The 26,794-nt window shown below is 43.7% G+C and carries 27 protein-coding genes and 3 pseudogenes; 16 read left to right on the forward strand and 14 right to left on the reverse strand.

What is annotated here, in order from left to right; genetic code table 11:
* Positions 1-34 precede the first annotated feature (34 nt).
* The 6 genes and pseudogenes from LYNGBM3L_RS15815 (at position 35) to LYNGBM3L_RS15845 (ending at position 4,829) form a co-directional block, all read left to right on the forward strand.
* A pseudogene (locus LYNGBM3L_RS15815) lies at positions 35-1,174 on the forward strand (ISKra4 family transposase).
* 78 nt (positions 1,175-1,252) lie between these two features.
* Complete coding sequence (locus tag LYNGBM3L_RS15820; RefSeq protein WP_008185199.1) at positions 1,253-1,654, forward strand: hypothetical protein; 402 nt, start codon at positions 1,253-1,255, stop codon at positions 1,652-1,654.
* A 419-nt stretch (positions 1,655-2,073) separates the two neighbouring features.
* Positions 2,074-2,820 (forward strand): helix-turn-helix domain-containing protein, encoded by a 747-nt coding sequence (locus LYNGBM3L_RS48730; RefSeq protein ID WP_052308447.1) that lies wholly within the window; start codon positions 2,074-2,076, stop codon positions 2,818-2,820.
* 11 nt (positions 2,821-2,831) lie between these two features.
* Complete coding sequence (locus tag LYNGBM3L_RS48735; protein WP_008185201.1) at positions 2,832-3,392, forward strand: AAA-like domain-containing protein; 561 nt, start codon at positions 2,832-2,834, stop codon at positions 3,390-3,392.
* 33 nt (positions 3,393-3,425) lie between these two features.
* Positions 3,426-4,559 (forward strand): annotated as a pseudogene (locus LYNGBM3L_RS38445) (IS630 family transposase).
* On the forward strand, positions 4,560-4,829 hold the full coding sequence (locus LYNGBM3L_RS15845) for an AAA-like domain-containing protein (protein ID WP_008185202.1): 270 nt from the start codon (positions 4,560-4,562) through the stop codon (positions 4,827-4,829).
* Positions 4,830-4,952: 123 nt separating this feature from the next.
* Here LYNGBM3L_RS15845 and LYNGBM3L_RS15850 read toward each other — a convergent pair whose 3' ends face one another.
* The 4 genes from LYNGBM3L_RS15850 to LYNGBM3L_RS15865 form a co-directional block, all read right to left on the reverse strand.
* Positions 4,953-5,843, reverse strand: a complete 891-nt coding sequence (locus LYNGBM3L_RS15850) for an ABC transporter permease (protein ID WP_008185203.1) — start codon at positions 5,841-5,843, stop codon at positions 4,953-4,955.
* A 355-nt stretch (positions 5,844-6,198) separates the two neighbouring features.
* On the reverse strand, positions 6,199-7,158 hold the full coding sequence (locus LYNGBM3L_RS15855) for an ABC transporter permease (RefSeq protein WP_008185204.1): 960 nt from the start codon (positions 7,156-7,158) through the stop codon (positions 6,199-6,201).
* Between the two features lie 262 nt (positions 7,159-7,420).
* The gene (locus tag LYNGBM3L_RS15860; protein WP_008185206.1) at positions 7,421-9,127 is read right to left on the reverse strand and encodes a peptide ABC transporter substrate-binding protein; all 1,707 of its coding nucleotides are present in this window, start codon (positions 9,125-9,127) and stop codon (positions 7,421-7,423) included.
* Positions 9,124-9,606 (reverse strand): hypothetical protein, encoded by a 483-nt coding sequence (locus tag LYNGBM3L_RS15865; protein WP_008185207.1) that lies wholly within the window; start codon positions 9,604-9,606, stop codon positions 9,124-9,126. The genes LYNGBM3L_RS15860 and LYNGBM3L_RS15865 overlap by 4 nt, the downstream gene beginning before the upstream one ends.
* A gap of 139 nt (positions 9,607-9,745) precedes the next feature.
* On the opposite strand from LYNGBM3L_RS15865, the gene LYNGBM3L_RS15870 reads away from it, so the two are divergent.
* Complete coding sequence (locus tag LYNGBM3L_RS15870; RefSeq protein ID WP_008185208.1) at positions 9,746-9,958, forward strand: helix-turn-helix domain-containing protein; 213 nt, start codon at positions 9,746-9,748, stop codon at positions 9,956-9,958.
* 163 nt (positions 9,959-10,121) lie between these two features.
* On the opposite strand, the gene LYNGBM3L_RS47490 is transcribed toward LYNGBM3L_RS15870, so the two are convergent.
* The 3 genes from LYNGBM3L_RS47490 to tyrS all read right to left on the reverse strand — a co-directional run bounded on the left by LYNGBM3L_RS47490 (position 10,122) and on the right by tyrS (position 13,223).
* On the reverse strand, positions 10,122-11,153 hold the full coding sequence (locus LYNGBM3L_RS47490) for a pentapeptide repeat-containing protein (RefSeq protein WP_008185209.1): 1,032 nt from the start codon (positions 11,151-11,153) through the stop codon (positions 10,122-10,124).
* Entirely contained in the window at positions 11,146-11,868 is a 723-nt protein-coding gene (gene pyrF / locus LYNGBM3L_RS15880; RefSeq protein ID WP_008185210.1) for an orotidine-5'-phosphate decarboxylase, read from the reverse strand. Before pyrF ends, LYNGBM3L_RS47490 begins: the two co-directional genes overlap by 8 nt.
* Before the next feature lie 122 nt (positions 11,869-11,990).
* Positions 11,991-13,223 (reverse strand): tyrosine--tRNA ligase, encoded by a 1,233-nt coding sequence (gene tyrS, locus LYNGBM3L_RS15885; protein WP_008185211.1) that lies wholly within the window; start codon positions 13,221-13,223, stop codon positions 11,991-11,993.
* Positions 13,224-13,942: 719 nt separating this feature from the next.
* Between tyrS and iscB the strand changes: the two genes are divergently transcribed.
* On the forward strand, positions 13,943-15,202 hold the full coding sequence (gene iscB, locus LYNGBM3L_RS15890) for an RNA-guided endonuclease IscB (protein ID WP_008185212.1): 1,260 nt from the start codon (positions 13,943-13,945) through the stop codon (positions 15,200-15,202).
* A gap of 160 nt (positions 15,203-15,362) precedes the next feature.
* Positions 15,363-17,297 (forward strand): transglycosylase domain-containing protein, encoded by a 1,935-nt coding sequence (locus tag LYNGBM3L_RS15895; RefSeq protein ID WP_008185213.1) that lies wholly within the window; start codon positions 15,363-15,365, stop codon positions 17,295-17,297.
* Between the two features lie 142 nt (positions 17,298-17,439).
* Here the strand turns inward: LYNGBM3L_RS15895 and LYNGBM3L_RS15900 are convergent, their stop codons facing one another.
* Both LYNGBM3L_RS15900 and LYNGBM3L_RS38450 read right to left on the reverse strand, forming a co-directional pair.
* Positions 17,440-17,763 (reverse strand): DUF1825 family protein, encoded by a 324-nt coding sequence (locus LYNGBM3L_RS15900; RefSeq protein ID WP_008185214.1) that lies wholly within the window; start codon positions 17,761-17,763, stop codon positions 17,440-17,442.
* 111 nt (positions 17,764-17,874) lie between these two features.
* A complete protein-coding gene (locus LYNGBM3L_RS38450) occupies positions 17,875-18,042 on the reverse strand; it encodes a pentapeptide repeat-containing protein (RefSeq protein WP_081431903.1) in 168 nt (55 codons plus the stop codon).
* Between the two features lie 134 nt (positions 18,043-18,176).
* On the opposite strand from LYNGBM3L_RS38450, the gene LYNGBM3L_RS15905 reads away from it, so the two are divergent.
* Together LYNGBM3L_RS15905 and LYNGBM3L_RS15910 are read left to right on the forward strand one after the other, a co-directional pair.
* On the forward strand, positions 18,177-18,572 hold the full coding sequence (locus LYNGBM3L_RS15905; protein WP_008185215.1) for an NINE protein: 396 nt from the start codon (positions 18,177-18,179) through the stop codon (positions 18,570-18,572).
* 5 nt (positions 18,573-18,577) lie between these two features.
* Positions 18,578-19,126 carry a ComEA family DNA-binding protein gene (locus tag LYNGBM3L_RS15910; protein ID WP_008185217.1) on the forward strand — a complete coding sequence of 183 codons (549 nt, stop codon included), beginning with the start codon at positions 18,578-18,580 and terminating at the stop codon, positions 19,124-19,126.
* Between the two features lie 286 nt (positions 19,127-19,412).
* On the opposite strand, the gene LYNGBM3L_RS15915 is transcribed toward LYNGBM3L_RS15910, so the two are convergent.
* Positions 19,413-19,631: a PEP-CTERM sorting domain-containing protein gene (locus LYNGBM3L_RS15915; protein WP_008185219.1), complete on the reverse strand. Its 219-nt coding sequence runs from the start codon at positions 19,629-19,631 to the stop codon at positions 19,413-19,415.
* Positions 19,615-20,148 carry an SP85-like N-terminal domain-containing protein gene (locus tag LYNGBM3L_RS15920; protein ID WP_008185221.1) on the reverse strand — a complete coding sequence of 178 codons (534 nt, stop codon included), beginning with the start codon at positions 20,146-20,148 and terminating at the stop codon, positions 19,615-19,617. The genes LYNGBM3L_RS15915 and LYNGBM3L_RS15920 overlap by 17 nt, the downstream gene beginning before the upstream one ends.
* Positions 20,149-20,924: 776 nt before the next feature.
* Here LYNGBM3L_RS15920 and LYNGBM3L_RS15925 point away from each other — a divergent pair.
* Positions 20,925-21,236 carry a hypothetical protein gene (locus tag LYNGBM3L_RS15925; RefSeq protein WP_008185223.1) on the forward strand — a complete coding sequence of 104 codons (312 nt, stop codon included), beginning with the start codon at positions 20,925-20,927 and terminating at the stop codon, positions 21,234-21,236.
* Between the two features lie 120 nt (positions 21,237-21,356).
* On the opposite strand, the gene LYNGBM3L_RS15930 is transcribed toward LYNGBM3L_RS15925, so the two are convergent.
* Positions 21,357-22,751: an IS200/IS605 family accessory protein TnpB-related protein gene (locus LYNGBM3L_RS15930; protein WP_008185225.1), complete on the reverse strand. Its 1,395-nt coding sequence runs from the start codon at positions 22,749-22,751 to the stop codon at positions 21,357-21,359.
* Positions 22,752-23,104: 353 nt separating this feature from the next.
* Between LYNGBM3L_RS15930 and LYNGBM3L_RS15935 the strand changes: the two genes are divergently transcribed.
* Positions 23,105-24,562 carry a S8 family serine peptidase gene (locus LYNGBM3L_RS15935; RefSeq protein WP_008185227.1) on the forward strand — a complete coding sequence of 486 codons (1,458 nt, stop codon included), beginning with the start codon at positions 23,105-23,107 and terminating at the stop codon, positions 24,560-24,562.
* Positions 24,563-24,600: 38 nt separating this feature from the next.
* Here the strand turns inward: LYNGBM3L_RS15935 and LYNGBM3L_RS48740 are convergent, their stop codons facing one another.
* Positions 24,601-24,726, reverse strand: a complete 126-nt coding sequence (locus LYNGBM3L_RS48740) for a hypothetical protein (RefSeq protein ID WP_267872046.1) — start codon at positions 24,724-24,726, stop codon at positions 24,601-24,603.
* 288 nt (positions 24,727-25,014) lie between these two features.
* Here LYNGBM3L_RS48740 and LYNGBM3L_RS49900 point away from each other — a divergent pair.
* The 3 genes and pseudogenes from LYNGBM3L_RS49900 to LYNGBM3L_RS15945 form a co-directional block, all read left to right on the forward strand.
* A pseudogene (locus tag LYNGBM3L_RS49900) lies at positions 25,015-25,209 on the forward strand (glycerophosphodiester phosphodiesterase family protein); the annotation flags it as partial.
* 11 nt (positions 25,210-25,220) lie between these two features.
* Positions 25,221-25,451, forward strand: coding sequence for a PI-PLC domain-containing protein (locus tag LYNGBM3L_RS40880; protein WP_008185231.1), 231 nt, complete (start codon positions 25,221-25,223; stop codon positions 25,449-25,451).
* A 54-nt stretch (positions 25,452-25,505) separates the two neighbouring features.
* The gene (locus LYNGBM3L_RS15945; RefSeq protein ID WP_008185232.1) at positions 25,506-25,778 is read left to right on the forward strand and encodes a glycerophosphodiester phosphodiesterase family protein; all 273 of its coding nucleotides are present in this window, start codon (positions 25,506-25,508) and stop codon (positions 25,776-25,778) included.
* Between the two features lie 263 nt (positions 25,779-26,041).
* Here LYNGBM3L_RS15945 and LYNGBM3L_RS15950 read toward each other — a convergent pair whose 3' ends face one another.
* Positions 26,042-26,425, reverse strand: a complete 384-nt coding sequence (locus tag LYNGBM3L_RS15950; protein ID WP_008185234.1) for a DUF4346 domain-containing protein — start codon at positions 26,423-26,425, stop codon at positions 26,042-26,044.
* Positions 26,426-26,794 lie beyond the last annotated feature (369 nt).

Genomic DNA, 26,794 nt, shown 5'->3' on the forward strand with positions numbered 1-26,794 from the left:
ATAATAGAGACGTAGATGTTCATACGCTTTGCTAATGACTCCATCCGAACGGGAAGAGCTGGAAGCTTGTTTAATACGAGCCAGTGAGATTCTGTACAACAATACTGACACTGATAGCTTAGAAAGCCTAGCAGATATCGAAATTACAGTCAGACAGCAGGTTTGAGAACATGTCAGTCCCAAAATTGCCCTTTTTTGATCGGAAAAAAGACCCAAATCCAACGAGGAAAAACCAGAACCATTAAAAGCTGTCTGGGAAAACTGAAGATTACCAAAAAACAAGCAGATGCTTTGGGAATACAACCTTATACGCGCCATAGCCCTCTGTTGGAAAAATGCTGTCTCCTCTTGAGTGCCAATGAATCTTATCAAGATGCAGAGCAGGACTTATATCTGTTAACTGGACTCCAAGTTGGTCACTCCACTCATCATTGGCCAAAGGCCACGCTACGCGAACGAAAGGTTAACCAAATTGAGTTGACACTTCCTGATCTAAAACAAGGGTTATCCGAGGTAAGTGTTGATGGAGGGAAAATCCGCTTGAGGACGGAAACTTTAGGAGAACCTAGTTCTTGGAAAGAATACAAAACAGCTCGTTTACAAGCGATGCAGCGCGGTCTTGGGGGTTCCCCCCATGAGCGACTGCATCAAGACAGGTATTTATTACGGAGCATTTTTTCAAGATAATCTATCTTTAACGGATTGGATAAATAGTCAATTATTAACCTCGCCCTTCTACTGCTTAGGAGATGGACATGATGGAATCTGGAATATATCTGAAATTGGAGATAATAAGGATAGGATTGAAATCTTGGACTGGTATCACCTAATCGAAAATCTGCCTAAAATAGAAACGACAAAATCCCTCAAAAAACAGTTAGAGGCTTACCTGTGGATGGGACAGGTATCCGAGGCAATGAAGTTGTTAAAGTCAGTTCAGCCAGTGGGAGGAACTCAATTTATTTGCTATCTCAAAAAACATCGTAAAAGGTTAATAAATTATCACTCTTTTCAAAGGGAACAAATTTGTTCAATTGGAAGCGGAGCGGTGGAATCGGCTGTCAAACAAATCAGCCACCGAGTTAAACTAAACGGAGCCCAGTGGCACCGGGATAATGTCGCTAATATCTTACAACTGCGTTGTGCCTATCTCAACGGTCAACTAGCTATTTAAGCCCTTAAAAATCCTGCTACACTAGACAATATTCGCGATTTATACTCGCGAATAGATGTCCCATGGAGATTTTCCTCAATGGGCAGAAGAGTTTCCCGTAAGTCACAACAAGATACACTAGAGAGAATAACTCGTTTACAGACAGCGATTGCTAGTCTCGAAACCTATCAAAAGTTCTTCGAGGGTCAAGGGGAACTTGCTCCGGAAGATGCTTGGGTAGCGCGTTATCAAGTTCGACAGCTCCAAAAAGCCTACTGGTATTACAAATTACAAGCCAGTTCACCCACCTTTAAGACCACAGGTTCACGGCCCAAGTTAAGTAAATATAAGCATTTGGGGAAGGCTGGGAGTGAAGCCCATGTCACTGGGGTGATGGGTGTAGCCAGAAGAACCATAGTTTCTGAATTACAAAAAACTATTGATTCTCTTAAAAAGAGCTTACTAGATATTTCTTTTGACTCCGAACAAGAAAATATCTAAGTTGGGATATTATTCGCGATTAACACTCGCGAATAAATTTTATTTTTTTTCCAAAATGGGATGCTCCCTGGAATTTGGGATACTGACGAATATGACATTACCCTTAATAAAAATTTCCCCCATCTCCCTATCTCCCTATCTCCGTATCTCCCCCTCTCCCCACACTTCCCAAACTTCCGACACTCCCCCTTCTTTTTTACAAATATGAGATACACCCGGTTAACTCTCTAACTGTGATGTCTCCCAGATTACCCTGTTGTGGCTCCTTGATTCACCCTTAACTTGCCAAGTCGTGTAATATAGAAAATAGAATCCAGACTGGTATCTGTGTCAGGGTAAACGCAAGAATCAATAAGGCGGCATTCTTATCAACAATATTGATATAAATATGCAATAGTGCTGAGCAATCTTGGCTTAATATGGTCATAATTCTTGCCCTATATCGCATTTTGGCTCAATTTGTCTTGCGCTTACCCTGGTATCTGTGTCTTCATCCGAAACGACTCAGAATGAGTAACTTAGAATCAGGATTGACTTGGCAGCAGGCAAAAGAAATAGCAGAACAACTGCTTTTCCAAAAGACCCAAAAGCACCTTAATGATATAGAAATACTTGTACTAGAAGGTTCTTGGGAAGGACTAACCTATGAAGAAATTGGCAAACGCTCTGGCTATAGTACAGAGTACCTTAACAAAGATATTGGCAATCAATTATGGAAAAAGCTGTCTGAAGCTTTAGGGGAAAAGTTAACTAAAAAGAATTTTAAAGTCGCCTTAGAGAGAGGTAAAACAAAACTACAAGATAGGATAAAATTGCCATCATCGCTCCGTGTTTCAGCAACAGAATTACCGTTTCCAGAAGGTGCCGTGGCACCGTCTTCTCCCTTTTACATTGAACGAGATGGTATTGAATCTCTTGGCTATAAAACAGTAGTTAAACCGGCGGCGTTAATTCGGATTAAAGCCCCAAATTTAATGGGTAAGACCTCTTTGATCATGAAGCTGTTAGACCATGCTGCTTCGGAAAATTATCAAACAGTGTATCTGGGTTTGAATAGCGTCAATAAGTCCGTTTTGACTAATTTGGAGCTGTTTCTACGGGGAGCATCCCATTTTGGAAACAATATTACCCAAAGCAACGATATTTCAAGGGTTTCAGCCCCCTAAAAAGAGCTAACGTGCCAAATTGGGATGCTCCCTTTCTACGTTGGCTTTGCCTACAGGTTAGTCGGGAGTTAAAGTTAGCTAATCAGCTAGAGAATTATTGGTATACAGAAATTTTCGGTAGCAACGATAACTGTACACTGTACTTTGAAGAGTATTTATTGCCCCAAATTAATTGTCCTTTGGTATTAGGATTAGATGATATAGATCGTCTATTTTCCTATAGGGAGGTCATTGAAGATTTTTTGGGTATGCTACGCAGCTGGCATGAAAAAGGAAAAATTGCTGATGTCTGGAGACAACTGCGATTAGTCGTCGCCCATTCAACGGAAGTTTATATACCCTTAGATATCAATCAATCTCCTTTCAATGCGGGAGTACCATTAGAACTAACAGAATTTGACCCGATTCAAGTAAAAAGTTTAGCTTGTTTCCATGGGCTTAATTGGAACAATAGTGAGGTTGAAAAGCTCATGAAAATGGTATGCGGACATCCTTATCTAATACGTTTAGGAATATATGAAATTGCATGTGGAAAGATAACATTAAGCTGTTCGGCATTTAAATTGGTATAATAAAAATTAATAAATAACCCAATAATAGGAAATATGCCAGCAAAAAATTATCTGACAGCAAAAAACAATACTTCAAAAAGCCTTAAAAATAGAAGAAAATGGAAATATTAGAGAACGTATTTTAATTTTGCTGTTGTTGAATAGTGGAAAAACACAGTTAGAAATTGCTGAAGTTTTGGGTTGTTCAAAGAACACAGTCTGTTATTGGTGTGTCCACGGAGATCCAGATGACTTAGAGAGTCTTAAAGATAAAAGAATGAAAGGCAATCACCAAAAAGCAACAAAACAATATATAGAAGTATTATTAGAATTAGTCGAAAAAGAACCCGAAGAATTAGGATATGAATTTGGTCGATGGACAGCTCAAAAATTAGCCGTTCATTTAGAAGATACAACAGGCATCAAGTTAAGTGGGTCTCAAGTTCGTAGGATACTAGTCAAGAAAAAATATGTTTACCTTTGGTCAAAGTATAGCTTAGATTCTAAAAAAGACCCTAAAAAAAGGGAAGCATTTAAAAAGAAACTAGATGAGTATTTAAAAATAGAAAAAGAAAGCCCAGAGCGTCTTCAGGTATGGTTTTGGGATGAAAGCGGATTTAGTTTGAGAGTCATCAGAAGAAAAAACTGGTGTAAAAGAGGAAAGCGAAAAAAAGTTAGAGGAGACCGTTCGCGCAGCGTCGGGCTTTGCCCGAAAGGCAAGGGAGAGTTAATGTGATGGGAGCTTTGCGATATTCAGATAAAAAAAGATTTGTAGATTTCCTCAAAAAAAGCAATAGTCAAACTTTTTATGAAGTTTTAAAAACCTTTTATAAAGAGCTAGAAAATGAATGGATGGAAGCGGGTAATCAACTAGAAGACTTTGCTAAGAAAGGACCGAAAATCGTCATTATTTTAGACAATGCTAGTTTTCACAAAAAAGCCGAATATATTCATAAAATAGAAGAAGATATGCCGAATATTTATTTAGAATATCTTCCCGAGTATAGTCCTGATTATAACTTAATTGAATTGGTTTGGCATTCAGCAAAAGAATATATTGCCAATCGAGTTTTCAAATCAATTGAAGAATTAGAATGTTTGTTAAATCATCTTTTAAATGAAGGAGGGTTAATTATAAAATGGGTACGAAAAATAAAAAACAAAGGCAATGCTGTTATCACAGTTTAAATGCGCAACAGCTTAGAGGAGTTGTTACAAGCAGCAGCCACAGAAGCAGGTATTTACAGCAACCATTTACGACGACATTTGCAAGCACTACGACAAGCACCAGAATTAGCTAAAGCATTGCAGCAAGTTGTCACTTCATGGGAGCCAGTAGAATTAGATTCACTCCAGATTTACAAGCTACATAGTATGGGATTAGTAGAGCAGCAGGGTAATCGAGTCGTACCTCGATGCCATTTGTATCGTGAGTATTTTAGTCGAGTTTTGGTTTGAAACCATCAACCTAGATATTATCGAGTATCCTAGTTTTTAACATAGGCAAGTGGCTGTAGAGTGATTAGTCCAACATTTTCCCTCTTGCCTATTGCCTATTGCCTATTGCCTCTTGCCTATTCCCTACTTCCTCCTTGTTTGCGGATCCAAAGCATCCCTCAATCCATCCCCAATATAATTAATACTAAGCACTGTTAAAAAAATCGCTAATCCCGGAAAAATTGCCATATGAGGGGCTATTTCAATATAATTTTGGGCATCAAATAGCATTCTTCCCCACGTCGGAACATCAGGGGGAAACCCTAATCCTAAAAAACTCAAGGTAGACTCAGTAATAATCGCATTTCCCACCGCCAAGGTAGCTGCAACAATTACCGGACTAAGCACATTAGGAAGAATATGAGCCCAAATCAATCGACGAGGTTTAGCACCAATCGAGCGAGCTGCTGTTACAAAATCCATCTCTCGCACTGTCAAGAAACTAGCTCGTACTAATCGCGCCACCGACATCCAATTCAAGCAACCAATTACTAGCACTATCAATATAAAAATACCCAACTCTGGCCCAGCCAGCTGCCGCATGACATCTCGGAATAAATAAATCACTAACAGTAACAACGGTAGCTGAGGTAATGCTAAAAATAAATCCGTCAGACGCATTAGGAAGGTATCAATTACTCCTCCATAGAAACCCGATAACGCTCCAATTAAAGTTCCCAAGGAAATCGCCACTACCATAGCCGCAATCCCCACCGTTAAAGAGATGCGTCCCCCCCACAATACCCGAGCCAGTTGATCCTGCCCTAAATCATTAGTACCAAAAGGATGTTCCCAACTTGGTGGCGCACTGGATAGACTAAAGTCAATTTTGTCAATAGGTGTTTTATCAATGAATGGCCCTAAAACAATGGTAAGCACCATAATTATAAGTACAATAGACCCGATTACAGCCATTCGGTCTTGGCGAAACCGACGCCATCCATCTCCACCAAAAAACTTCCACAGAAAATTCATTTTTTGTATAGTGTATAGGCTTTTAATTAGGTGAGGTAAATTTTAGGGAGCAGGGAGCAGGGAGCAGGGAGCAGTTAAGTTCTAATAAGTAATAGTTTAAAAATTCTGTGTACCTCATTATATAGCAATTCTATATCCCATAAGGTACAAAATGACCCCCCTAAATCCCCCTTAATAAGGGGGACTTTGAGGTTGATAAGCGTACCTCATAACTGCGATAAACGCTATAATATAGACTGCTGTAGACCTCAGTTAGCTATAGCATTTATATCATGAATTGTGATAGTTTTTATTCCCTAATCCCTAATCCCTACTCCCTAATCCCTGTTCCCTGTTCCCTGTTCCCTGTTCCCTACTATATTATCTGAACTCTCGGATCTAGAATGCCATAAAGGATATCAGCGACTAGATTAAAGACTACAATTAAAATAGCGTAGATAAAGGTAATCGCCATCACTACTGGTGTATCGTTTCGATAGATAGAATCAATCAGCAAAGCACCAATTCCAGGTACTCGGAATACTTGTTCAGTGATTAAAGCACCAGTGAATACAGTAGGAATATCTAGGGCGACTAAGGTAACAACCGGAATCAGAGCATTCCGTAAGATATGGCGATTGACCACTACAAATTGATGTAATCCCTTAGCATAAGCAGTACGCACGTAGTCTTGATTTAGCTGTTCGAGTATGGATGAACGAATAAAACGCATCAATACTGCTGCTTGAAATAAGCCTAATACTACGATGGGCATGATAGACTGCTTGACTTGGATAACAAAACTATTCCAATCTGTTACCTTCAGGGTGCTGTCGTAGATAAACGGTAACCAATTTAGCTGGACACTAAACAGAATAATGAACAGCAAACCAGTGAAAAAGGTTGGTAGAGAAAATCCTAGAAAAGCCAGGGTGGTGACAATGTTATCAAAGATAGAGTAACGTTTAAGTGCCGAAATTATTCCTAAGGGAAACGCCAGCAATACAGCAAAAATATAAGCGGAACCTACAACCCATAACGTAGTAGGTAAACGCTGGAGCATTAGGGCACTAACAGGACTACGGCTAGTGAAGGAGTATCCCATATCCCCTTGGATAAATGACCACGCCCATTTAATATACCGAATCGGGATGGGTTGGTCTAAACCAAGGGCTCGACGAATATTTTCCCGCACTTCTGGGGTAATCGAAGGATTAGTGGCAAATTCCCCCATCGGGTCTCCAGGTGCTAAGGCCAGGATACCGAATACTACGATACTGATAGCAATCAAGGTGGGAATAGAAACTAAAAGACGATTAATTAAGTATCGCGTCATTGAAATTGATTATTAGTTAATTTGTAAGCATTCAGCTATCAGCCGTTGGCCGTTGGCCACGCTACGCGAACAGCCGTCAGCTAATGAACAGGAGGTAGTAAACAAGCTTATGCTGGTACGGCTCGTTGAAAATCCCTGCTCATTTTACTCATTCGACCCCCTATAGTTAAAATCCCTCCTAGCTGATAGCTGATAGCTGATAGCTGATAGCTGATAGCTGACGTTAATTGAAACTTGAAACTTGAAAAATTAGGAATAACTATCACTTCCGCTTCCAATCCATAATATTCCAAGTATTGCGATCCCATGGTGTCAAGTCATAACCCTCCAGCTGATTGCTAAACCCAGCTGCGTCAGCCCGATGGACAATGGGCAAAACTACCACATCATCTTTAACCAGTAAGTCATTCATCTGGATAAAGATTTTCCGACGTTTTTCTGGGTCTAACTCCTTTGTAGACTGCTGCCAAAGCTGATCGTATTTCGGATTACAGTAGCGAGCGACATTTTTTCGAGACCATTGATTAGCTTTCTGGGAAATTTCATCACAGGTATAGGTTTTCAGATACGCACCAGGGTCGGGGCTATCATTCCCTGTGGTGAACATTTGTAGGTCAGCATAGAAGCGTTGGTTAGTATCGGTGTTGGCTGGATCACCAGAGAAATAAATACTAGCATCAATACTCTTGAGTTCTACCCCAACCCCAATCGAGGCTAGGGTCTGTTTGACAATTTCCTGAGTCTTCTGGCGCACGGGATTGACCGAAGTCTGAAACAACACGGTCATCTCCACCCCATCTTTATCCCGAATCCCGTTACCATTGGTATCTTTCCAGCCTGCTTCCTCCAACAAGGCTACCGCTTTTTTAGGGTTAAATTCATAGGTAGTATTGGGAGACTTATATTGCTCTGGTAACACTAAGAAATTCCCTGTGGCTTTGCCCGTTGGTCCATAAAGCTGTTGGGCAATGGTTTCCCGGTCTAGGGCTAGGTTAAAAGCCTGACGCACTCGCTTGTCTTTGAAGAACGGATGGGGAAATTTGACACTAGACCGTTCTCCAGAGGGGGCTTGTTGATTGGGGTCGGTTTGATTGATTAAAATCCGTTCTACCAACGCCCCAAAGATAGCCACCACTTTACCTTTACCCCCCGCTTCCAGTCGCTTCAACACCGGTGCTTCCACTTGCAGATTGTAGGCATAATCCCCATCGCCGGTTTGTAAGACTGCTCTAGCAGCAGAGGTAGCATCACCACCGCCTTTTAGTTCTACTCGCTCGAAATAGGGTTTATCGGCTTCTCGGAAGTTAGGGTTTGGCTGATAAACTACAGTATCCCCTGGCTTAAATTCTACGACCTGATAAGGACCGGTTCCTACAGGCATCAAGTTGGCTGGCGCTTGTCGTGCATTGGCACCATTGAAATCTTGATATAAATGCCGTGGCAAAATAATGCCATCACTACCGGAAAAGACTAAAAACCAAGCTGGATTAACATCCTTGAAGTTGACTTTGACTGTGTAGTCGTCGATTGCTTCAACGTTTTTGATAGTTTTATAGGTACTAGCAGTAGTCGAACCTACGGCTGGATTGGTGATGAACTCATAAGTGAACACCACATCAGCAGCGGTGAAAGGGGTGCCATCGGACCACTTTACATTGCGCTTTAGTTTCCAAGTCACCGACTTACCATCAGCAGCAATTCCACCATTCTCTACCGTAGGAACTTCTGCTGCCAAAAACAGAACCATCTCCCCATTTTTGTCATAACTAGTCAGAGGTTCAAGGGTAATCCGACTCGCTTCGGAATCCTTGTAACCATTAGAAAGATGGGGATTGAGGATAGTGGGTGCTTGCCAGTACAGTAGCTTCAAAGTACTGTCCTGGTTGGACTGTAAAACTGCACTATCAGGGGAATTACAGCCAGTTAAACACAGAAGACTCAATAGAATCAGGATATAGTATCTAGTCAAAAATCGTCCCACCAACTTTTCTCGTTCACATACATTTGCCGCAATTGTTGCAATTCTGCCTCAAAAAGTACACGTTTGACTAGACCAACCAATTTTCCCCACTGATAAAGATTAAGCTTTGAGGAAGCTTGCTTAAACTGCTGGGCGTAGAATCGGCTCCAAAAACCCAGGGATTGCTTGGATTTGTGCCTTTTGTCCCGCCGTTTAAGCCAGCGGTCGTAATCTCCAGTTTTTGGGGGGTCTACCCCTAAAATTGGCGGAAAATCGGCGTAGCTGACAAATTGACTGACACCTTTGGCGTGTACGTAAACAACGTGCTGCCAGCAATCGATGCGATAAATTTCCTCTGGTTGGATATTAAAAAACAAGGCTACCGTATTTTCAGTGACAAATCGTGCCAGTGGATGAACCACTCGCGATTTATGGTTGATTTTAGATACGGTGACTACGGGTAATTTATGGCTAGGTGTTGTTAACATAATTAGTATTACCTCCATGTTTCTTGACATGAGGTTTGCTATGTGCGATCGCCCTGGTGTTTAAATTTTTTGAGGGCGATCGCTTTTCATAGTTTGCTCGATTGAACTATTAAACTATAAACTTCATCAATTGTCAAGTATGGGTTTAGTCAGACTGAAAGTACGAGAACTAGCACAGGAGAAGGGCTGGACACTCAAGGAAGTTTCTGACCGTTCCGGAGTGATTTACAGCACTGTAAGACACTATGCCCGCTGTCCTGGTCTAAAAACAATTGACTATACTTCTATGGATAAATTAGCCAGGACGTTTGATGTAATGGTTCAGGACTTAGTAGAGATTTTAGAAGAGTGAAGGAAATCAGCGCTAAATTCTTAAATCTTTCTAAACGTAAGCTATCAGCGTGTCGCGTATCAGCTATCAGCTGATGCCCGTAGCGCAATCGGTGCTTTTGAATAAAATAAGCTGACGGCTGACCACTGACGGCTGACCACTGACGGCTGAATGCTTTGCTGTCTCAAGGACGGGAATTGACGGGATTCTGTTCAAAGGCTCGAATTGTCCCAGCACGACAATCCCGGAGCCAAGTCTTAACCGCTTGACCAATAACACCATTAGTACTTTCCCGTGGCGGTGTAGGAAGTTTGCCTTCTGAAACAGAACCAATACGGGAAAAAATCATCACTAAGCGCCAGCCATCAGAGCTTTTGGTCAAAAATAGCCAGTGATAATTCTGAAACTCTACAGCTTTATCCTTGAAATACTTGCGCTCTAGGGTAGTTAGAAAGATTTGTTGAAGTGCTTCGCTATCCGTTGGGTTAGGTACAGTCGTGGATTGAAAGGACTTAAGGGGCAGAGGTTCAAACTCTGGCTTTCCTGCCACGATTACATAACTGAAATTGTCCACAGTGGAGTCTGAGCGCCGCGCCCTCTGAATCACTCGATTGGCATAGCTAGGTAAATCCTTCAGCAATAGGGAGGTTAAGGTTTCCACCTCTACCGAACAGGTTGGACGGGGTGAAGGTTGAAGGTTGGCAGGTCGGAGGAACCTTGAAGGGTTAAGGTTGGTCGGTTGGAGGTTGGCAGATTGAAGGTTGGGAGGTTGAAGGTTAGTAGGTTGAAAGTTGGCAGGTTGAAGGTTGACAGGTTGAAGGTTGACAGGTTGAAGGTTGACAGGTTGAAGGTTGACAGGTTGAAGGTTGACAGGTTGAAGGTTGACAGGTTGAAGGTTGACAGGTTGAAGATTGACAGGTTGAAGGTTGACAGGTTGAAGGTTGGTCAGTTGAAAGTTGGTAGGTTGTTGGCCAAAGGCGTTCGAGAAGGGTAGGTTCAACAGTAGACCTCTTTCAAAAGTAGTTTTCTGATACTGTTTTCGTGAATTCTTGTCCACTGTTCCCTGTTCCCTGTTCCCTGTTCCCAACTTCTGAAAGAAGTGTAGTTGAAAGTTTTCTGGGAAACCTTCTAGGTTCAACTTGCTAAGGTTCAACCCATTAATCTGTAATCCCAAGTAAGCAATTAGAAGTAATCCCGTCAGCTGAAAGCTATACACCAGTACCAGCTAATTCCTCACAAATCCTATTCCAGGCAGCCACTGGGTCGTCAGCAGCGGTAATTGGTCGCCCTATAACTAGGTAATCTGCACCAGCTTGTAGAGCAGCTAGTGGGGTCATTGCCCGTCGTTGATCACCTTTTTCTGACCATTGGGGGCGTACTCCTGGACAAACCAGGAGAAAATCATCACCACACACTTGTCGTAGCTGTGATACTTCCATGGGGGAGCACACTGCCCCATTCAAACCTGACTCTTGAGCGAGTAGTGCCATTTGTAAGACAAATTCGGGCAACTCGATCGGAATTTTCAGGTCAAAGGCCAAATCCCGGGAATTGAGACTGGTGAGTAGAGTAATACCAATTAACTTTGGGGGGGGACATCCCGCTGTCAAAGCTCCCTCAACTGCCGCTTCAGCCGCTCGTTTGAGAGCATTGCGACCAGCAACAGCATGAATGGTGATTAAGTCCACACCATAGGCGGCTGCAACCCTTGTTGCTCCAGCGACCGTATTGGGGATATCGTGAAATTTAAGATCCAGAAATATCCGCTTTTGCCGATGTTTGAGAGTATGAATAATCTCAGAACCAGTGCTCACAAACAGTTCCAGCCCTACTTTCCAAAAGCTAACCTCAGGCAACTGCTCCACTAATGCGATCGCATCTTCTTTGCTCGGCACATCCAAAGGAACAATAATCCGATCTTCAACCTTCAACCTCCTAACCTCCTAACCTTCAACCTTCAACCTCCTAACCTTCAACCTCCTAACCTTCAACCTTCAACCTTCTAACCTTCTAACCTTCTAACCTTCTAACCTTCTAACCTTCATTGATACCTTCAATCAACTAAACGGGCAAACTTCTTTTTCCCCACCTGCAAAACCTTTCCCACCAATTGATCAGGGGAATCAAAGGTCTGGTCAACCGCTGAAATGCGATCGCCATCCAACTTAACACCTCCCCCTTGAATCTGTCGCCTGCCTTCGCCACTACTTTGGCACAAACCGGATTCTTTAAGGATATAGAACAACTTAGCGGGAAAGTCCACAGAAGACAATGAAAATTCTGGCACAGAATCCCCCGTACCAGTAGTGCTACCCTTTACTAAGTTTAGTGCTGCCTGCTGAGCTTCTTTTGCCGCTGCTTCACCGTGATATTGGGTCACAATAGTCAGAGCCAATTGTTTTTGCTGCTCCCGTGGCTGTTCTGGAAGCTGATCCAATGGCACATCAGTCAACAGCTCAAAATATTGCGTCAATAGATGATCTGGTGTGCCCTCCAGCTTCGAGTACATGGTCAGGGGATCATCTGACAAGCCCACATAATTCCCCAAAGACTTAGACATTTTCTGTATCCCATCCGTCCCAATCAAAATTGGCAGCAGTAAGCCGAACTGGGGAGATTGCCCAAAATGCCGTTGTAAATCCCGTCCCAAGGCAATATTAAACTTTTGGTCAGTTCCCCCTAACTCCACATCAGCCTTGACTGCCACAGAATCATAGCCCTGCATCAATGGGTAGAGAAACTCATGGAGGAAAATAGGATTTTGTTGTTGATAGCGTTCAGCAAACCCTTCCTTCGCCAGCATTTGCCCTACGGTCATAGTGGCTAACAACTCAATAATCTCAGACAAATCCAACTGGTTAAGCCACTCAGAGTTATAGCGAATTTCTAGCCGTCCTGGGGTATCAAAATCTAGAATAGGGCGCACCTGTGACAGATAAGTTTCAGCATTTTCCTTGACCTGAGCTGGTGTCAACTGGCGACGTACCTCAGACTTCCCGGTAGGGTCACCGATTCTAGCGGTAAAGTCACCAATAATTAAGACAGCGGTATGACCAGCATCTTGGAATGCCCGTAGTTTTCTGACTGGGATACTATGACCTAAGTGGAGATCCGCACCGGTTGGGTCTATACCTAACTTGACCCGTAAGGGACGCTCAGCTTGCTTGAGCCGAATAGCTAGATTTTCACTCGGATCCTGAGAATCCGGTTGTAGGGGAAAAATTTCACTGGTACCTCTGTCTAGCCAAGCTAGCTGGTTAGAAAGGGGAATTTCAAAATTTGACATTGGTTGGGACTATGGTTGGCAATTAACTAGGTTAGTACAGATTGTTTAAATTTATCCTAAGGATCGTTTACAAATTCTAAGCAGCTAGACCGACACTTGCCAAAACCATGTCTAAATGCCGCTAACTATTATACAAAAAACCGTTGACAACTGTTACGAGATGCGGCTTTTGCCCACTCTTCTTGATGCAGTCGCTCATGGGGGGAACCCCCTTTGGCGGCGCTGCATCGCTTGTAAGATAGGGATTAAATCCCCCATGCTTTAGGCTCTCAAGGGTTCAATCGGTGGATGCATCTGCCACAGGGACTGCATCAAGACGGGAAATGACCGTCGTAGAATACAAAATGGTATGAATTGGCTAGAATTAGCTTTAATTCAAAAATTATTTATCGCTACAGTAGTTGAAGCTTAAGTAGAAGCTTACCTGTAGGGCTTGACACTTATCCATAACGTCCTGGCATTATTAAGAAATTCGATGCTCAAGACTTGTAAGTAATCCTCCTAGCCAAAGCCTAGGGAATTCCCGGTAATCTCCGGGATTGCCAACTAGGATGCAGACTCAGGTGCGATTCCTAGGTTGGTTTGGTTATGACACCCAGAGGTGAACTCCAGCTTCTGGCTCTGTCGCTAATCATTAAGACAAAGGCAAATGTGTGGTTAGCCCAACAAGCCATCCCAACATTGTCAAGGAACACATTACCAAATTGAGAGCACTAAAAATGCCAAAGTATGTATTTGTTATTGACACAAACAAGCAGCCATTAAACCCTATTCCACCAAAGAAAGCTCGTCGGTTGTTAGACAAAGGTAAAGCTGCTGTTTTTCGGATGTACCCGTTCACGATCATCTTAAAAACAGCGATTGATAATCCAATTGTATCACCTTGTAAAATTAAGATTGATCCTGGTAGCCAAACAACTGGATTTGCTCTAGTCCAAAACAACCAAATCATTTGGGGAATGGAGTTAGAACACAGAGGAGGGTTGATCAATAAAAAATTAGAGTCTAGAAAAGCTGTAAGGCACCGAAGACGTAATCGTCACACCCGTTACAGAAAGCCACGGTTTTTTAATCGCAAACGTTCAGAGGCTTGGCTCCCACCCAGCCTAGAACACAGGGTTTCGACTATTGAAACGTGGGTAAAGCGATTAACCAAGTTTTGCCCGGTCAATGAAATTTGGGTCGAAAGAGTTAAGTTTGATACCCAGAAAATGCCGAATCCCGAAATCAATGGTATTCAGTACCAACAAGGTGAACTAGCTGGCTACGAAGTTAGGGAGTACTTACTTGATAAATGGGGAAGAGAATGTACCTATTGCGGTAAACAGTCTGTTCCCTTGCAGATCGAGCACATTCACCCAAAGTCATTTGGTGGAAGTAATCGAGTCAGTAATCTCTGCTTAGCCTGCGAAAAATGTAATAAACGAAAAGGAAACAAACCTATAGAGGAATTCCTAAAAAAGAAGCCAAGTTTACTCCAAAAAATCAAAACTAAAGCCAAACAACCATTATTGGATGCGGCAGCGGTAAATGCAACTCGTAACAAGTTAGTGAAAGTACTCCAAAATATCAAGTTTGTAGTTACTGGAACCGGAGCGCAGACCAAGTACAACCGGACTAGACTGGGTCTTCCTAAGGAGCACTGGATTGATGCTGCTTGCGTTGGGGATATTGAGACCTTAGTCTTGAAAACGTCTCAGCCACTGTTAGTTACTTGCAAAGGGCAGGGAGGCAGACAAAAAGCAGCACTCAACAAGTACGGTTACCCCGTCAGGCACAATCCATTAAAACCAATTAAGGGCTGGGTCACTGGAGACATAGCCAAACATCAAAGACTAGGTATAGGCAAGGTAACTCCTAGAAGTAAAGGAAGCTTTGGATTTACCCCGTTAGGAATGAAGGGCTATAAAAGCTGCAACCCTCAAGATATATCAGCAATACACCGAAAAGATGGATACACTTACAGTTTTTGCAAGTAACTGCCGGAATTTACCGAGAAATAATTGTCCTAGACATTCCTGCTCTGCCCACCTATCCTTGGAATTGTCTTATAGAAAGTACTTATAGGAAGTAAAAAAAACACCCCAAGCACAGCCCCTAGCTTACATGTCTGTTCTTTAGTAAGGAAATGAAATCACCGTGCCATATAGCACTATTCGACAACCACAAGATCGGAAAAATCGGAAAAGAAAGCCTTCACAAGTATTGCAGTTTGTGCAAGGGGTGGCTCAGGTAACTGGAGGGACTATCCTCGGGGTTACCATGTTAGCTAGCTCGATTGTAGCTGGTGGACTTGTGGGCTTAGCGACTAGCTTCCGTAACCTGCCAGATGTGCGCATGCTCCGGAACTACACACCGACAGAAACAACTTACATTTACGATGTCAAGGGTAGACCTCTAGTGAGCCTTCATGGGGAAGCGAATCGGGAAGTGCTCGAATTCGGCCAAATCAACCCTCAACTCAAGCGGGCTGTACTAGCTATAGAAGACAGTCGCTTCTATATGCACTATGGGGTTAACCCCAATAGCGTCGGTCGTGCTTTTTTAGTCAACTGGAGACAAGGGACAGTAGTAGAGGGGGGTTCTACAATCACCATGCAGTTGGTGAAAAACCTGTTTCTGACTCGGCAACGCACCTTTAGCCGCAAAATCACTGAAGCTGTACTCGCTATCCGAGTTGAGCAAATCTTCTCTAAAGACGAGATTTTGGAATTGTACCTCAATCAAATCTATTGGGGTCACAATAACTATGGCATTGAAACAGCTGCCCGCAGCTACTTTGTTAAGCCAGCATCTGAGCTATCCTTAGGGGAGTCAGCCATGTTGGCAGGGCTAATCCAGTCCCCAGAAGAATACAGTCCCTTCAGCAACTACTCTAAAGCTAAAGAGCGACAAGCCGTTGTCTTAAGGCGGATGCGGGATTTGGGATGGATTACAGCAGCCCAAGAAAAACAAGCTAAGGAACAGCCCCTGTTAATTGGGAAAAGTACTTCCTGGAGCACCAGTAAATTGCCTTTCGTCACAGAAGCTGCTGTGGTGGAGTTAAAAGAGCGATTTGGTCAGGAAGCGGTCACCAAGGGCGGAATGCGAGTTCAGACCACGGTTGACTACGAATTCCAAAAGCAGGCAGAAAAGATCATTAATCGTGCTCATTACACCCTGCGTCGCCGTGGACTTTACGATAATCAAGTGGCATTAGCCGCCGTTGACCCCCGTACCCATTTTGTGAAAGCGATAGTCGGGGGATACAGCTATGAAAAGAGCAAATTCAACCGTGCTACTCAAGCTCGACGTCAGCCTGGGTCATCCTTTAAGCCATTTGTTTACTATACTGCCTTTGCCACAGGTAAATATTCCCCCCGTTCCACTGTTTACGATACCCCCGTTCGTTATCGAGATGGTAGAGGCTATTACAGACCCAAAAACTATGGTGGTGGCTACTCTGGTGCCATGAGCATTCGCACCGCAATTGTTCAATCGAGCAATGTGCCAGCGGTGAAGATTGGCAGGAGAGTGGGACTTGATAAAGTCGTTGATGTGGTTAAGACCCTTGGGATTAAGAGTCCGATGCAACCGGTGCTATCCTTACCCCTAGGGTCAGTTGGGGTAACACCATTGGAAATGGCAGGAGCCTATGCTACTTTTGCCAATAATGGCTGGCACTCTGACACTACCTTAATTGTCCGAGTGACCGATAGTAAAGGCAATGTGCTGCTAGATAATACCCCTAAGCCTAAGCTGGTGCTAGATCAATGGGCGGTTGCTTCCCTTAACCATACCCTAACCGGTGTAATTAACGGAGGTACCGGAAAATCTGCCTACATAGGGCGTCAGGCGGCGGGTAAGACAGGAACAACCTCTTCAGAGCGAGATGTATGGTTTGTGGGATATGTACCCCAGATGGCTACCGCAGTTTGGATTGGTCGAGACAACAACCGACCCCTTGGGCGAGGGGTAACAGGTGGTGGCTATGCCGCACCGATCTGGCGGAGGTTTATGGCTTACGCTTTGCGGAACGAGCCAGTGAGATACTTCCCTCGACCCTCAAAATTTAAGCGTCCTCGATCTAGATAAATTCTAGATAAATTAGGGATATCAGCCGTCATTATTGGCGGCTCCTTACTAAGGCACTCTCAATCCTGAGCCTAAGACCCTAAGCTCTCAGCTGTCTTGGCAGATGTCCATGTATACCCACCCCCACCAAGGGCGTTCCTGACTACAATTGCTTCTCTAGGTCTGACTTCATCCGCTCCAATGTCATGTTCATCTGGTCAAACATCTGCTGAGGGGTGATCCCAAATTGACCTAACTGAGTATTGAGCTGCTCTATGGTCATCTGAGCCATGAAGTCATCGGATAACTCGAAGCGCTTCATAAAAATACGATAGCGCTCCATCATCTGTTCCATCTGATCGATGAAAATCTTTTTGCCTTCACGGTCAAACTTGCCATAGTCGTTGCCCAATTTAATCAGCTCTTGGTAATCTTCAAACAGCTGTTTTGCCTCTTTTTGGACAATTTCCGAATCAAAAAAACCCATTGCTCTTACCTGTCAACCGGTTTGGTTGTACTCAATCGCCGCTTCTAATCACATTTTAATGTAGCGTCAAACCTGGACAAAATTCGGTTTTCCGTATTAGTCCGTTGAAGATTAGTCAGTTGTTCGCCCAAGGCGTTCGTTGTAGGGTAGGTTGGAGCGTTGAAGGTTAGACCGTTGAAGGTTAGACCGTTGAAGGTTAGACCGTTGAAGGTTAGACCGTTGAAGGTTAGACCGTTGAACCTTCAACCTATTAACCTGTAACCTGTTAACCTTGGCCAAAAGGCCACGCTACGGGAACAACCTATAACCTGTAACCTCTAAGTTTCGACTCTGAGATAAGTAATTATTATAGGAACATAGGATTGAAAGTTTTTGGATCTCCACCAAGCTATTCAACGCGGGTCAAAGCAAGTATGTTGAGCAAGCCAAAAAGCCGTAAAGTCGCTTCCCTACTGGCATTGAGTGGGGTAGTGCTCCCCGTTTGTGGATTACACAAATTTTATCTCGGACAACCCTTCTGGGGAGTAATGTACTTACTCCTGTGTTGGACACCCATTCCTCGCATTGCTAGTGCTATAGAGGGGGTGTGGTATTTACTACAAAGTCAAGATCAGTTTGACCTCAATTTTAACCTCGGTATTGAGTCTACAGTATCTTCCTCAGAGAATCCATCGGCTGGGATTGACCCAGCCAAGGTAGGGGAAATTGCCGATGCCCTAAGACAGCTAGACAGCCTGCGTCAGGAGGGACTAGTGTCTGAGTATGAATTTGAACAAAAACGTCGTCAATTACTTGACCTAATTGCTTGAGTTTCATGGCAATTTTTGATTGGCTATCACCCAAGACTCGACAAAACCCAAATCAGCAATCAATTCAGCATAGGCTGAAGCGTGACCCCTACTATCGGCTACAATCCACAGAAGAAATTGCTGTAGCTGCCAAATTGGGGCTCACCATTGATGTGAATCAAGCTGGTGTGGATGATTGGCTGAGATTGCCAGGGATATCTATCCATCAGGCGCGGACGCTTTTTGAACTCACCAGCAGCGGTGTGCAATTTTGCTGCTTAGAAGATTTGGCCGCTGCCCTAGGTTGGTCAGTACAACGTCTGACACCCTTGCAACCAATTTTGAGGTTTTGTTACTACGATGCTGAGAGTTTAGTAACGCCTGGGCTAGTCAACCCTAACACCGCATCTCTAGAACAGTTGACGAAAATTCCAGCAGTGGACTTGTTTTTAGCTAGAGCGATCATGCAAAATCGCTTTGATGGTGGCCCATACCGTAATCTGGCTGACCTTCAACGACGCCTTGAGCTTAATCCTCAGCTGACATCTGAGTTAATGTACTATTTAATCTTTTGAGATTAATAGTTTGAGCTTACTAGTTTTATAACCTATCCAGTTTACTACTTATCCTTCTTGGTTGATAGTCACTTAAAACTAGAAACTAGAAACTAGAAACTTGTCAGTGGCCAAGTCACAACTGAGAACTGAGAACTGAGAACTGACAGCTGATAGCTGATAGCTGAATGCTTACCACAAAACCTAAAAAAGGAACAGACTACGAGAAAGTGGTCTAGTTCCTACAGAGAACTGGTTGAATCAGCTATGCCGACGAAAAAATCCGGGAATCTTTAAAATTCCTAGGTCAGACCAATTCCTTAGACTTGCGCTTTAATGACGTCACACTTAATCCCAGCAAGCTTAGGCTGAACAAGCCCATTGTCATGGGTTCAGGAACAGGTTGAGAATTGGAAGGATGGTTAGGATCCAGAGTTAGATCAACATTAATATCAGCATTGCTAAGAGTAAAAGAACCCGTAGCACCTAGCCAGCCAGACATACCAAAGTTAGTGTTTTTTGCCATTAGCTCCAACCCCAACCTGGAAGGCGTATTTACCATTTTCAGGTCTTTGGTAAAGATTCAGTTCCTTGCCATCGTAGAAACCTAGGCCACTTAAGGTCGCCCGAGTTTCATCCATGTTATAGTAGCGCCAATTACTAGTATCGACGGGGCCACCTTTTTCTACGTATTCAGACTTCGGTAGTTCCTTTTTAGGTCCTCCCCAAGGTTCTGGTGTGCTCTCGAACCAAATATCAACCTCCCATTGTTTAGTATCATCTTTTTCGGAAACGATGGTACCCAACAAATTAGCACTCCCATCATCGTATTCATTAAAGATACCTGAAGTGTCAAATACAAATCTCCCTGAGTCCAACTCAGGTAACCAGAAAGCATGTCCTGACCAATATGTGTCTGGGTTGCTATGAGCTTCATCGGCTAACCAGGACTTGACGATATCAGCTGCCTGGGCTTGTCCTACTGCTCCCAAAACTATAGACCCTAAAACTAATCCACTGCTTAAAAATTTAGTTATGTTCATGTTATAGACGCCCTAGTTATTTGAATTAATTAATTGACTGTAGTCTGTAACTAATTGGTTTACTAATTGTGTGACTAACTCGATCATAGCCTGAGCTGTCAGTAAAATCACGTTAAGTAAATTAACTGATATTTATAGTTTGCAAATCTGATGATTGCGATCGCGTTAGCGCTAACGTATAAAACGTATAACTTTTGTATTTTTTGTGTATAAATTAATACCAATAAAAAAATCCCCTCACTTTTGAACTGGCACCAAACTTGATTCCATGACCTGGAGCTAATCTACAGAAAAGAGCTGGTGAATTTTTTCGGTCCTATTCAGGACTATCAAAACAGCGCTGTTTCATTGTCCGACTAAAATGTGATTGGTAGGGATGTAGGGAGATAGGGAGATAGGGAGATAGGGATTTTTAACCTCAAAAAAAACCTCTCCCCAGCACCCCACCTTCCTTTCAATCCCATTGATCTGACAATTTATGCCAAAGAATTAAACAGCCCTGCCTCTCCCCACGCGCACCCGCCCCTCTAACCACACTCTTCCCCCGCCCGATTCCGGAATCCGGATTCCAGAATCCGGATTCCAGCGGGGGTAGCGCTATAGCTTGACAAGTTACCCTTAATTGAGGGAAACTCTAGGTTAGCCTATGGGAGGGCGAAGCAAAAGCACATAAAACCTAGGGTTTGAGCCATTAATTACTTGCCCGAATTACTGGCTCGAATGGGTCGCCCCTACCCAAAAATCAACGACGCCAGACTTTCCATCGGAGGGGTTCTATGCCGGAAAACACGATTTCAGCAGAAATTCAGTCATCCCCCAACCACTCTAGACAAGCTGCTTTAGCTCTACAACAACTTGGCTTCCGGATCCTGCACATTGGACCGACTATCAGTGTACAAGCCCCGCAATCCCTGTGGGAATCAACTTTCAATGTTTCCTTCCAACCACAGCAGAAAACCCTGATCCAGGAGATAGATGGCAGTGACGTTACCTATCCCAAAGCTGCGGTTGACAATCTACAAATTCCTGAGCAACTACAAACCTTGGTAACTGGGGTGATGTTTGTAGAACCCCCAGAATTTTTCTGATCCAGTTAACGATAATCCGAACATTGTCCAGGCTAGAGGCACAATCGGGTCGTGCCTGTAGTTTTCTATAGTCAAATCATGAAGCTTCCCCCACCTGGCTATCGCCGAGGTGGAGGTGTCCTATGCTAATCTTTGGTTATCCCTAACCCAGAGATCACACAGGCAAGCCCAGCTTCTAGGCGATCGTCCAGGGCTTTTGCTGGAACGACCCCCACTACCATTTCTGTTAGTGAGTTTAAACACACCTCTAGCACCAATGTTGTAAGCGCCGTTTAGATTGGCCGTAGGCCACGCTACGCGAACGGCATTAAACCGCTTACCTGAGGAGAAGGTTGCTAGGGCATAATTTTTTGAATCACGTTTGACCTTGCCGGAACCATCGTAGGCGAGTTTGGAGGTATAAGCTGCCACAACCTCTATTACTTTGCCGCCTAACTCAACCCATTTCATCTCAGTAAAATCGCGAATTTTTGCTTTGAGCCATCCATGAAACCTTTGCCGGAGGTTAGAGCGTTTCCGTCCCCCTTTGGGCTTCCATCCCTTAAGACTCTCAAACACAATTGCTTCGGAGTTAAACTCTTCAGCAATCTGAACAATTCGCTTAGAAACAATGTGCCCGATTTGGTGATTGATTCTCCGGCATTTTTGATAGGTCTTGGAGCAAAAACCTTTATGAAGTTTTCCTCCTTTGCCCATAGTCTTAGATGCCCGCATAGATACGGACTTTAGTCGCTTATCCCGACGGTCTATGTCTCTTCCTGGGTGTATAAATTTCCTGTGGATTACAGTGCCGCTGTGGGTTACAACTGAGATTGTCGCAGTAGTATTAATTCCTAGATCTACTGCTGTTACATTAGCCTCTGGTTTTCGTTTTTCTGGCTTACAACTGAACGGAACGGATAAATGACAGACCCTTTCATTGAATATCAATGAAGGCGATAGTATTTTGTTACTAGCTATTTGGTGTCTTTCTCTTAGGCCGGTAATTTGAACTGTAGTCCAAACCCAATCTAAGCCATTAAATACCTTGATATCGACTTGGTTAAAGCCATGTAATTTATAGCATTGACCCTTGTATAAAGCTGGGTAGCAACCAGTATCAGCATTCAGTCTCGGAGGACTATCGCTGCGTCTTTTTCTAGTGCCCGCTTGCCATTCTCGGTAACGGGTCACAAAACTACTAACCTGACCCGCAGCAAAAGCGTTCGCGAAGCGTCGGCTTTGCCGAATCGCAGCACGACGGTAATAACTGGGAAATTTGTAGAATGCTTGATTAAACTGAGGATACTTTATATTAGGACGCTTGGCAGTCTCATGCATTAGACGTTCAACAGCAGGAGTTAGTTGATCAGCTGTCAAGCAACCTAATTCAGACCAGTGAGTATAAATGATTCCAACCAAATATCGACAAGCACGGCGGTACACCTTAACCGTCTCCCCAAATAGCAATTTTTGATCGGGGGTTGGATTTAGTTTCCACTTATCGGTTCTAATTACTTTGGTTGCCGCTTTCACTGGTCTAAATAAAATAAATTATATTTATTATTTTAACCTATCAAATATAAGGCGGCAATTATTTAATTTTTGCTTCATGTTTTTAGCGATTGGTTTTGGCATGGACTAACCCCCACCTGAACGAGGTGGGGGAATGCGTCACACGGTTTGTTCAATAGTCAAAAACACCCTGGGGAATTTTAAACAAAAACCGAACAAAACACAAGTACCCACGAGGGTGACGTCAATATGTGATCACATATACCACACTAAAGAAGTAAACCAAAGAAGTAAACCAACTTGGTTTGTTGATCAACAAAGACAGCCATAGTCATCAACCGCTGTCTAACTAGGATTTAACTAACAGGATAATTATGATACAACAACTACAGACTGGACAAGAGCGAGTTTCCTTTGAAGCCATTCTCGTATCAGAAAGTGGCCAGTCCATGTTCGCCACTGACACCTACCTCCAACCGGAGAATCTTCAACAATTCGCCCCACCCCCTGGACGGGGCATTCAAGCTGCAAATGTTTTACAATCCCTTGGCTTTCGCGTCCAGCAAATCGGAACCTTTTCCATTAGTGCTGATGGACCACGGGAACTGTGGGAACGGGTCTTTAGCACCCGAGTTGAACGGGACAGCCAACTCATTAGCGAGGCTCATCCGAACCTGGGACAAGTGACCTTCTTGCGCCATGTTGCTGGTGCTCCCTTTACCATTCCCGAAGAGCTATCTGGGTTGATAGAGCGCGCTTATCCCCAACGTCCACCGATTTTATTTGAGTCGCCACTGCCTCCACGGGTTCGTTATCATCACCTTAATGTTCCCTCTGATGTAGCTATGGTATGTCGCTCGACCCCTGTCCACAAAGTCGGGGTAACCGGTAAGGGAGTTTTAGTAGCAATGGTAGACACTGGATTCTACAAGCATCCCTTTTACGAGTGGCATGGCTACAACTACCAGGCAACCCTGGCACCAGATGCTCAAAACGTGGAGCGGGATGAGAATGGTCATGGTACGGCTGAAGCAGCAAATATTTTTGCCAATGCACCGGATATTGACTTTATTGGTGTCAAAATGGGGAGTAACCCCACCCTGGCGTTTAAGATGGCATCGGATTTACATCCAGCGGTGATGACCAACAGCTGGGGCATGAGTATCCCAGAAGGCCATCTACCGAATTTCCTCAAGCCCCTAGAGGCAGCAGTTATTGAAGCAGTCAAAGAGCGTGGTATTACCGTCTGTTTCTCTGCTGGTAACGGACACTATGGATTTCCTGGTCAGATGCCAGAAGTGATTTCTGTGGGTGGAGTCTATGCCCACGATACTGTTGAGGGCAATGACTTTCGGTTAGAAGCTTCCAACTACGCCAGTAGCTTTGATAGCCAAATTTATCCAGGACGCCACGTCCCTGATCTGTGTGGACTGGTGGGAATGCGACCCCGGGCTGCCTATATCATGTTGCCCGTTGAACCAGGGGACGAAATTGACCAAGGCTTGGGCGGCGGTGAGTATCCGAATCAGGACGAAACGGCTACTGATGATGGCTGGGCGGTGATCAGCGGTACTAGTGCTGCTTCTCCCCAAGTAGCGGGTGTTTGTGCCTTGCTTAAGCAGGTGCAACCTGGTCTGTCTCCATCCCTGATTAAGCAGATTCTACGGGCATCAGCGCGAGATGTTAAGCTGGGCAAGAGCGCCCATGGTCAACCAGCAGGAGAGGGACACGACGGAGCAACTGGATCCGGTTTGGTGGATTCCTATGCAGCCTATAAGTTAGCTCGCTCCGTGACCATTCGCAATGTTCATGACTTGCCAGCACCTCGATGATATAGCGCTTCTCAAATAGGTGAGCTATATTTGAGATTTTAGGGAATAGGGAGTCGGGAGTCGGGAGTCGGGAGCGGTGCGACCCGTGGCGAATTTAATTCGACGACTGTAAGCGCACCGAGGGAGTCGGGAGTCGGGAGTCGGGAACTTCGGATCAGTAGCAAAGAGCGATGCAGTGGCTCATGGGGGAGGGGTTGTGTGCAATGGCTTGCCTCCCCGCCTTGAACGCCTTAACAAGGGGGGGACACAACCGTTGCTCATCTGACTCCCCACCTACCCATACCTCCCACACTTCCCACACCTCCCACACTTACCCTGTTCCCTGCTCCGAAGTCCCTGTTCCCTATTCCCTGTTCCCTTTGCTACATATGCTGACTAATAGGATAATTGCCCATCGTGGAGCTTCTAATTGTGCCAAAGAAAATACTACTACTATTTAAGCCAAAGAAAAAGCGATTGAACTTGGGGCTGACTTTATCGAATTTGATGTAAGAATCACTAAAGATGGGGTATTGATTTCCCATCATGATCCAATGATAGCTAATAAAGCTATCAGTCAGTTAAGCTTTGCAGAAATAAAGGGAGCATCCCATTTTGGAAACAATATTACCCAAAGCAACGATATTTCAAGGGTTTCAGCCCCCTAAAAAGAGCTAACGTGCCAAATTGGGATGCTCCCGAAATAAATCGCATTGCTGGTCAGCAAGGGTTTAGAGTGCCTACGGTTGAAGACGTTTTAAGACTGACTCGTAACAAGATTAAACTAGCGGTTGAATTAAAAGAGGAAGGCTATGAAGAAAAAGTCATGGCCTTAGTAATGGGATATACCAACATAGATTACTTTGTAATTTTATCATTTAATATTCCATCGTTAAGATGGATAAAATAAAATTATCCTGAAGTTAAAACGGGATTGTTATTAAGTAAAAAAAATAATAAATTTATGATTATATTACTGAGGGTTTTCGGGATTTTGGTGTTTCAGAAACTGATCAGATTTACCCCATATATACTAGCACTACAGTGGGAAACGTTAAAATTTGGTTTATTGAAAATTGCTGCTAAACAGGGCAAACCGGTTTTTGTTTGGACTGTAAATGATCAAAAAACGATTGGAAAGCTTCTAAATGATAATCGGGTACATGGTATAATCACCGACAGACCTGACTTAGCTCGTAAGCTATTAGCTATCAGCCGTCAGCCGTCAGCTTTTTAAGAAAACAGGTAAGCATTAGCTATCAGCTATCAGTGGTCAGCCGTCAGCTTTTTAAGAAAACAGGTAAGCATTCGTTTAATCTCTTTTAGGTCTGCTGTCAGGGATTCATAGTCTTTGGCTGAATGCTGATAGCTGAATGCTGATAGCTGAATGCTGATAGCTGAATGCTGATAGCTGAATGCTGATAGCTGAATGCTGATAGCTGAATGCTGATAGCTGAATGCTGATAGCTGAATGCTGATGGCTGAATGCTTACCTATTCACTAATCTTGAATATACTCTTCGCCATTGATCATGGCTATCTCGGCTCTGACAAATTCTCGTCCTAGGTAAAGGGCGTGATCGAAACGACTTAAAGGACAGGGTTTAGTTTCTTCGGTAATTTTCATGCCTAGTTCCTTGGCTGTCCTACCTTTGAAAATAGCGGTGGGAGTACGGTTTAATTTACCATCGCAGGGAAATGGTTCTCCGGTTTCTGGATCAACTGCTAAGCCTTTCTCATTAATTTTGTTACTGTAGTGTTCAGCACAGATCAGACTTGCCTCTCGGTCTATGTAAATAATGAAGTAGCCCTCTGGATCGAGTTCAATAAAGCGTTTGGAGAGCTTCTCATCAATAGCAGTCATGTCTTGGGCAGTGATCATCATGGTGAACGGTCAAGGGCTAAAGCTGATGGCAAATTCCACTATTATAACTTTAACAGAACAATTAGACAAGGTCAGTTCATGTAGTTCATGTAGGGTGGGCAGTGCACCAGACAGATAATCAAGCTTGCAAAGCGCGTTGGTAGGCACTGCCCACCCTAGGATTAATGACAATGGTGCAAGTACTCAGTTTAACAGAACAATTAGACAAGGTCAGGGATGAGTAAAACAGGGAAAGACAGAGTGGCGCGGCAGGTGTGGCAGGTGTGGGGAGTTACTTGGTCAGTTACTTAAAAAAGTTGATAAATTTTACTGCTATACTTACTCTAGATTTTAGTATAGTAGAGCTTTGGGAAAACTAAGNGTTAACCC

It is taken from the genome of Moorena producens 3L (assembly GCF_000211815.1).
Lineage (GTDB): Bacteria > Cyanobacteriota > Cyanobacteriia > Cyanobacteriales > Coleofasciculaceae > Moorena > Moorena producens.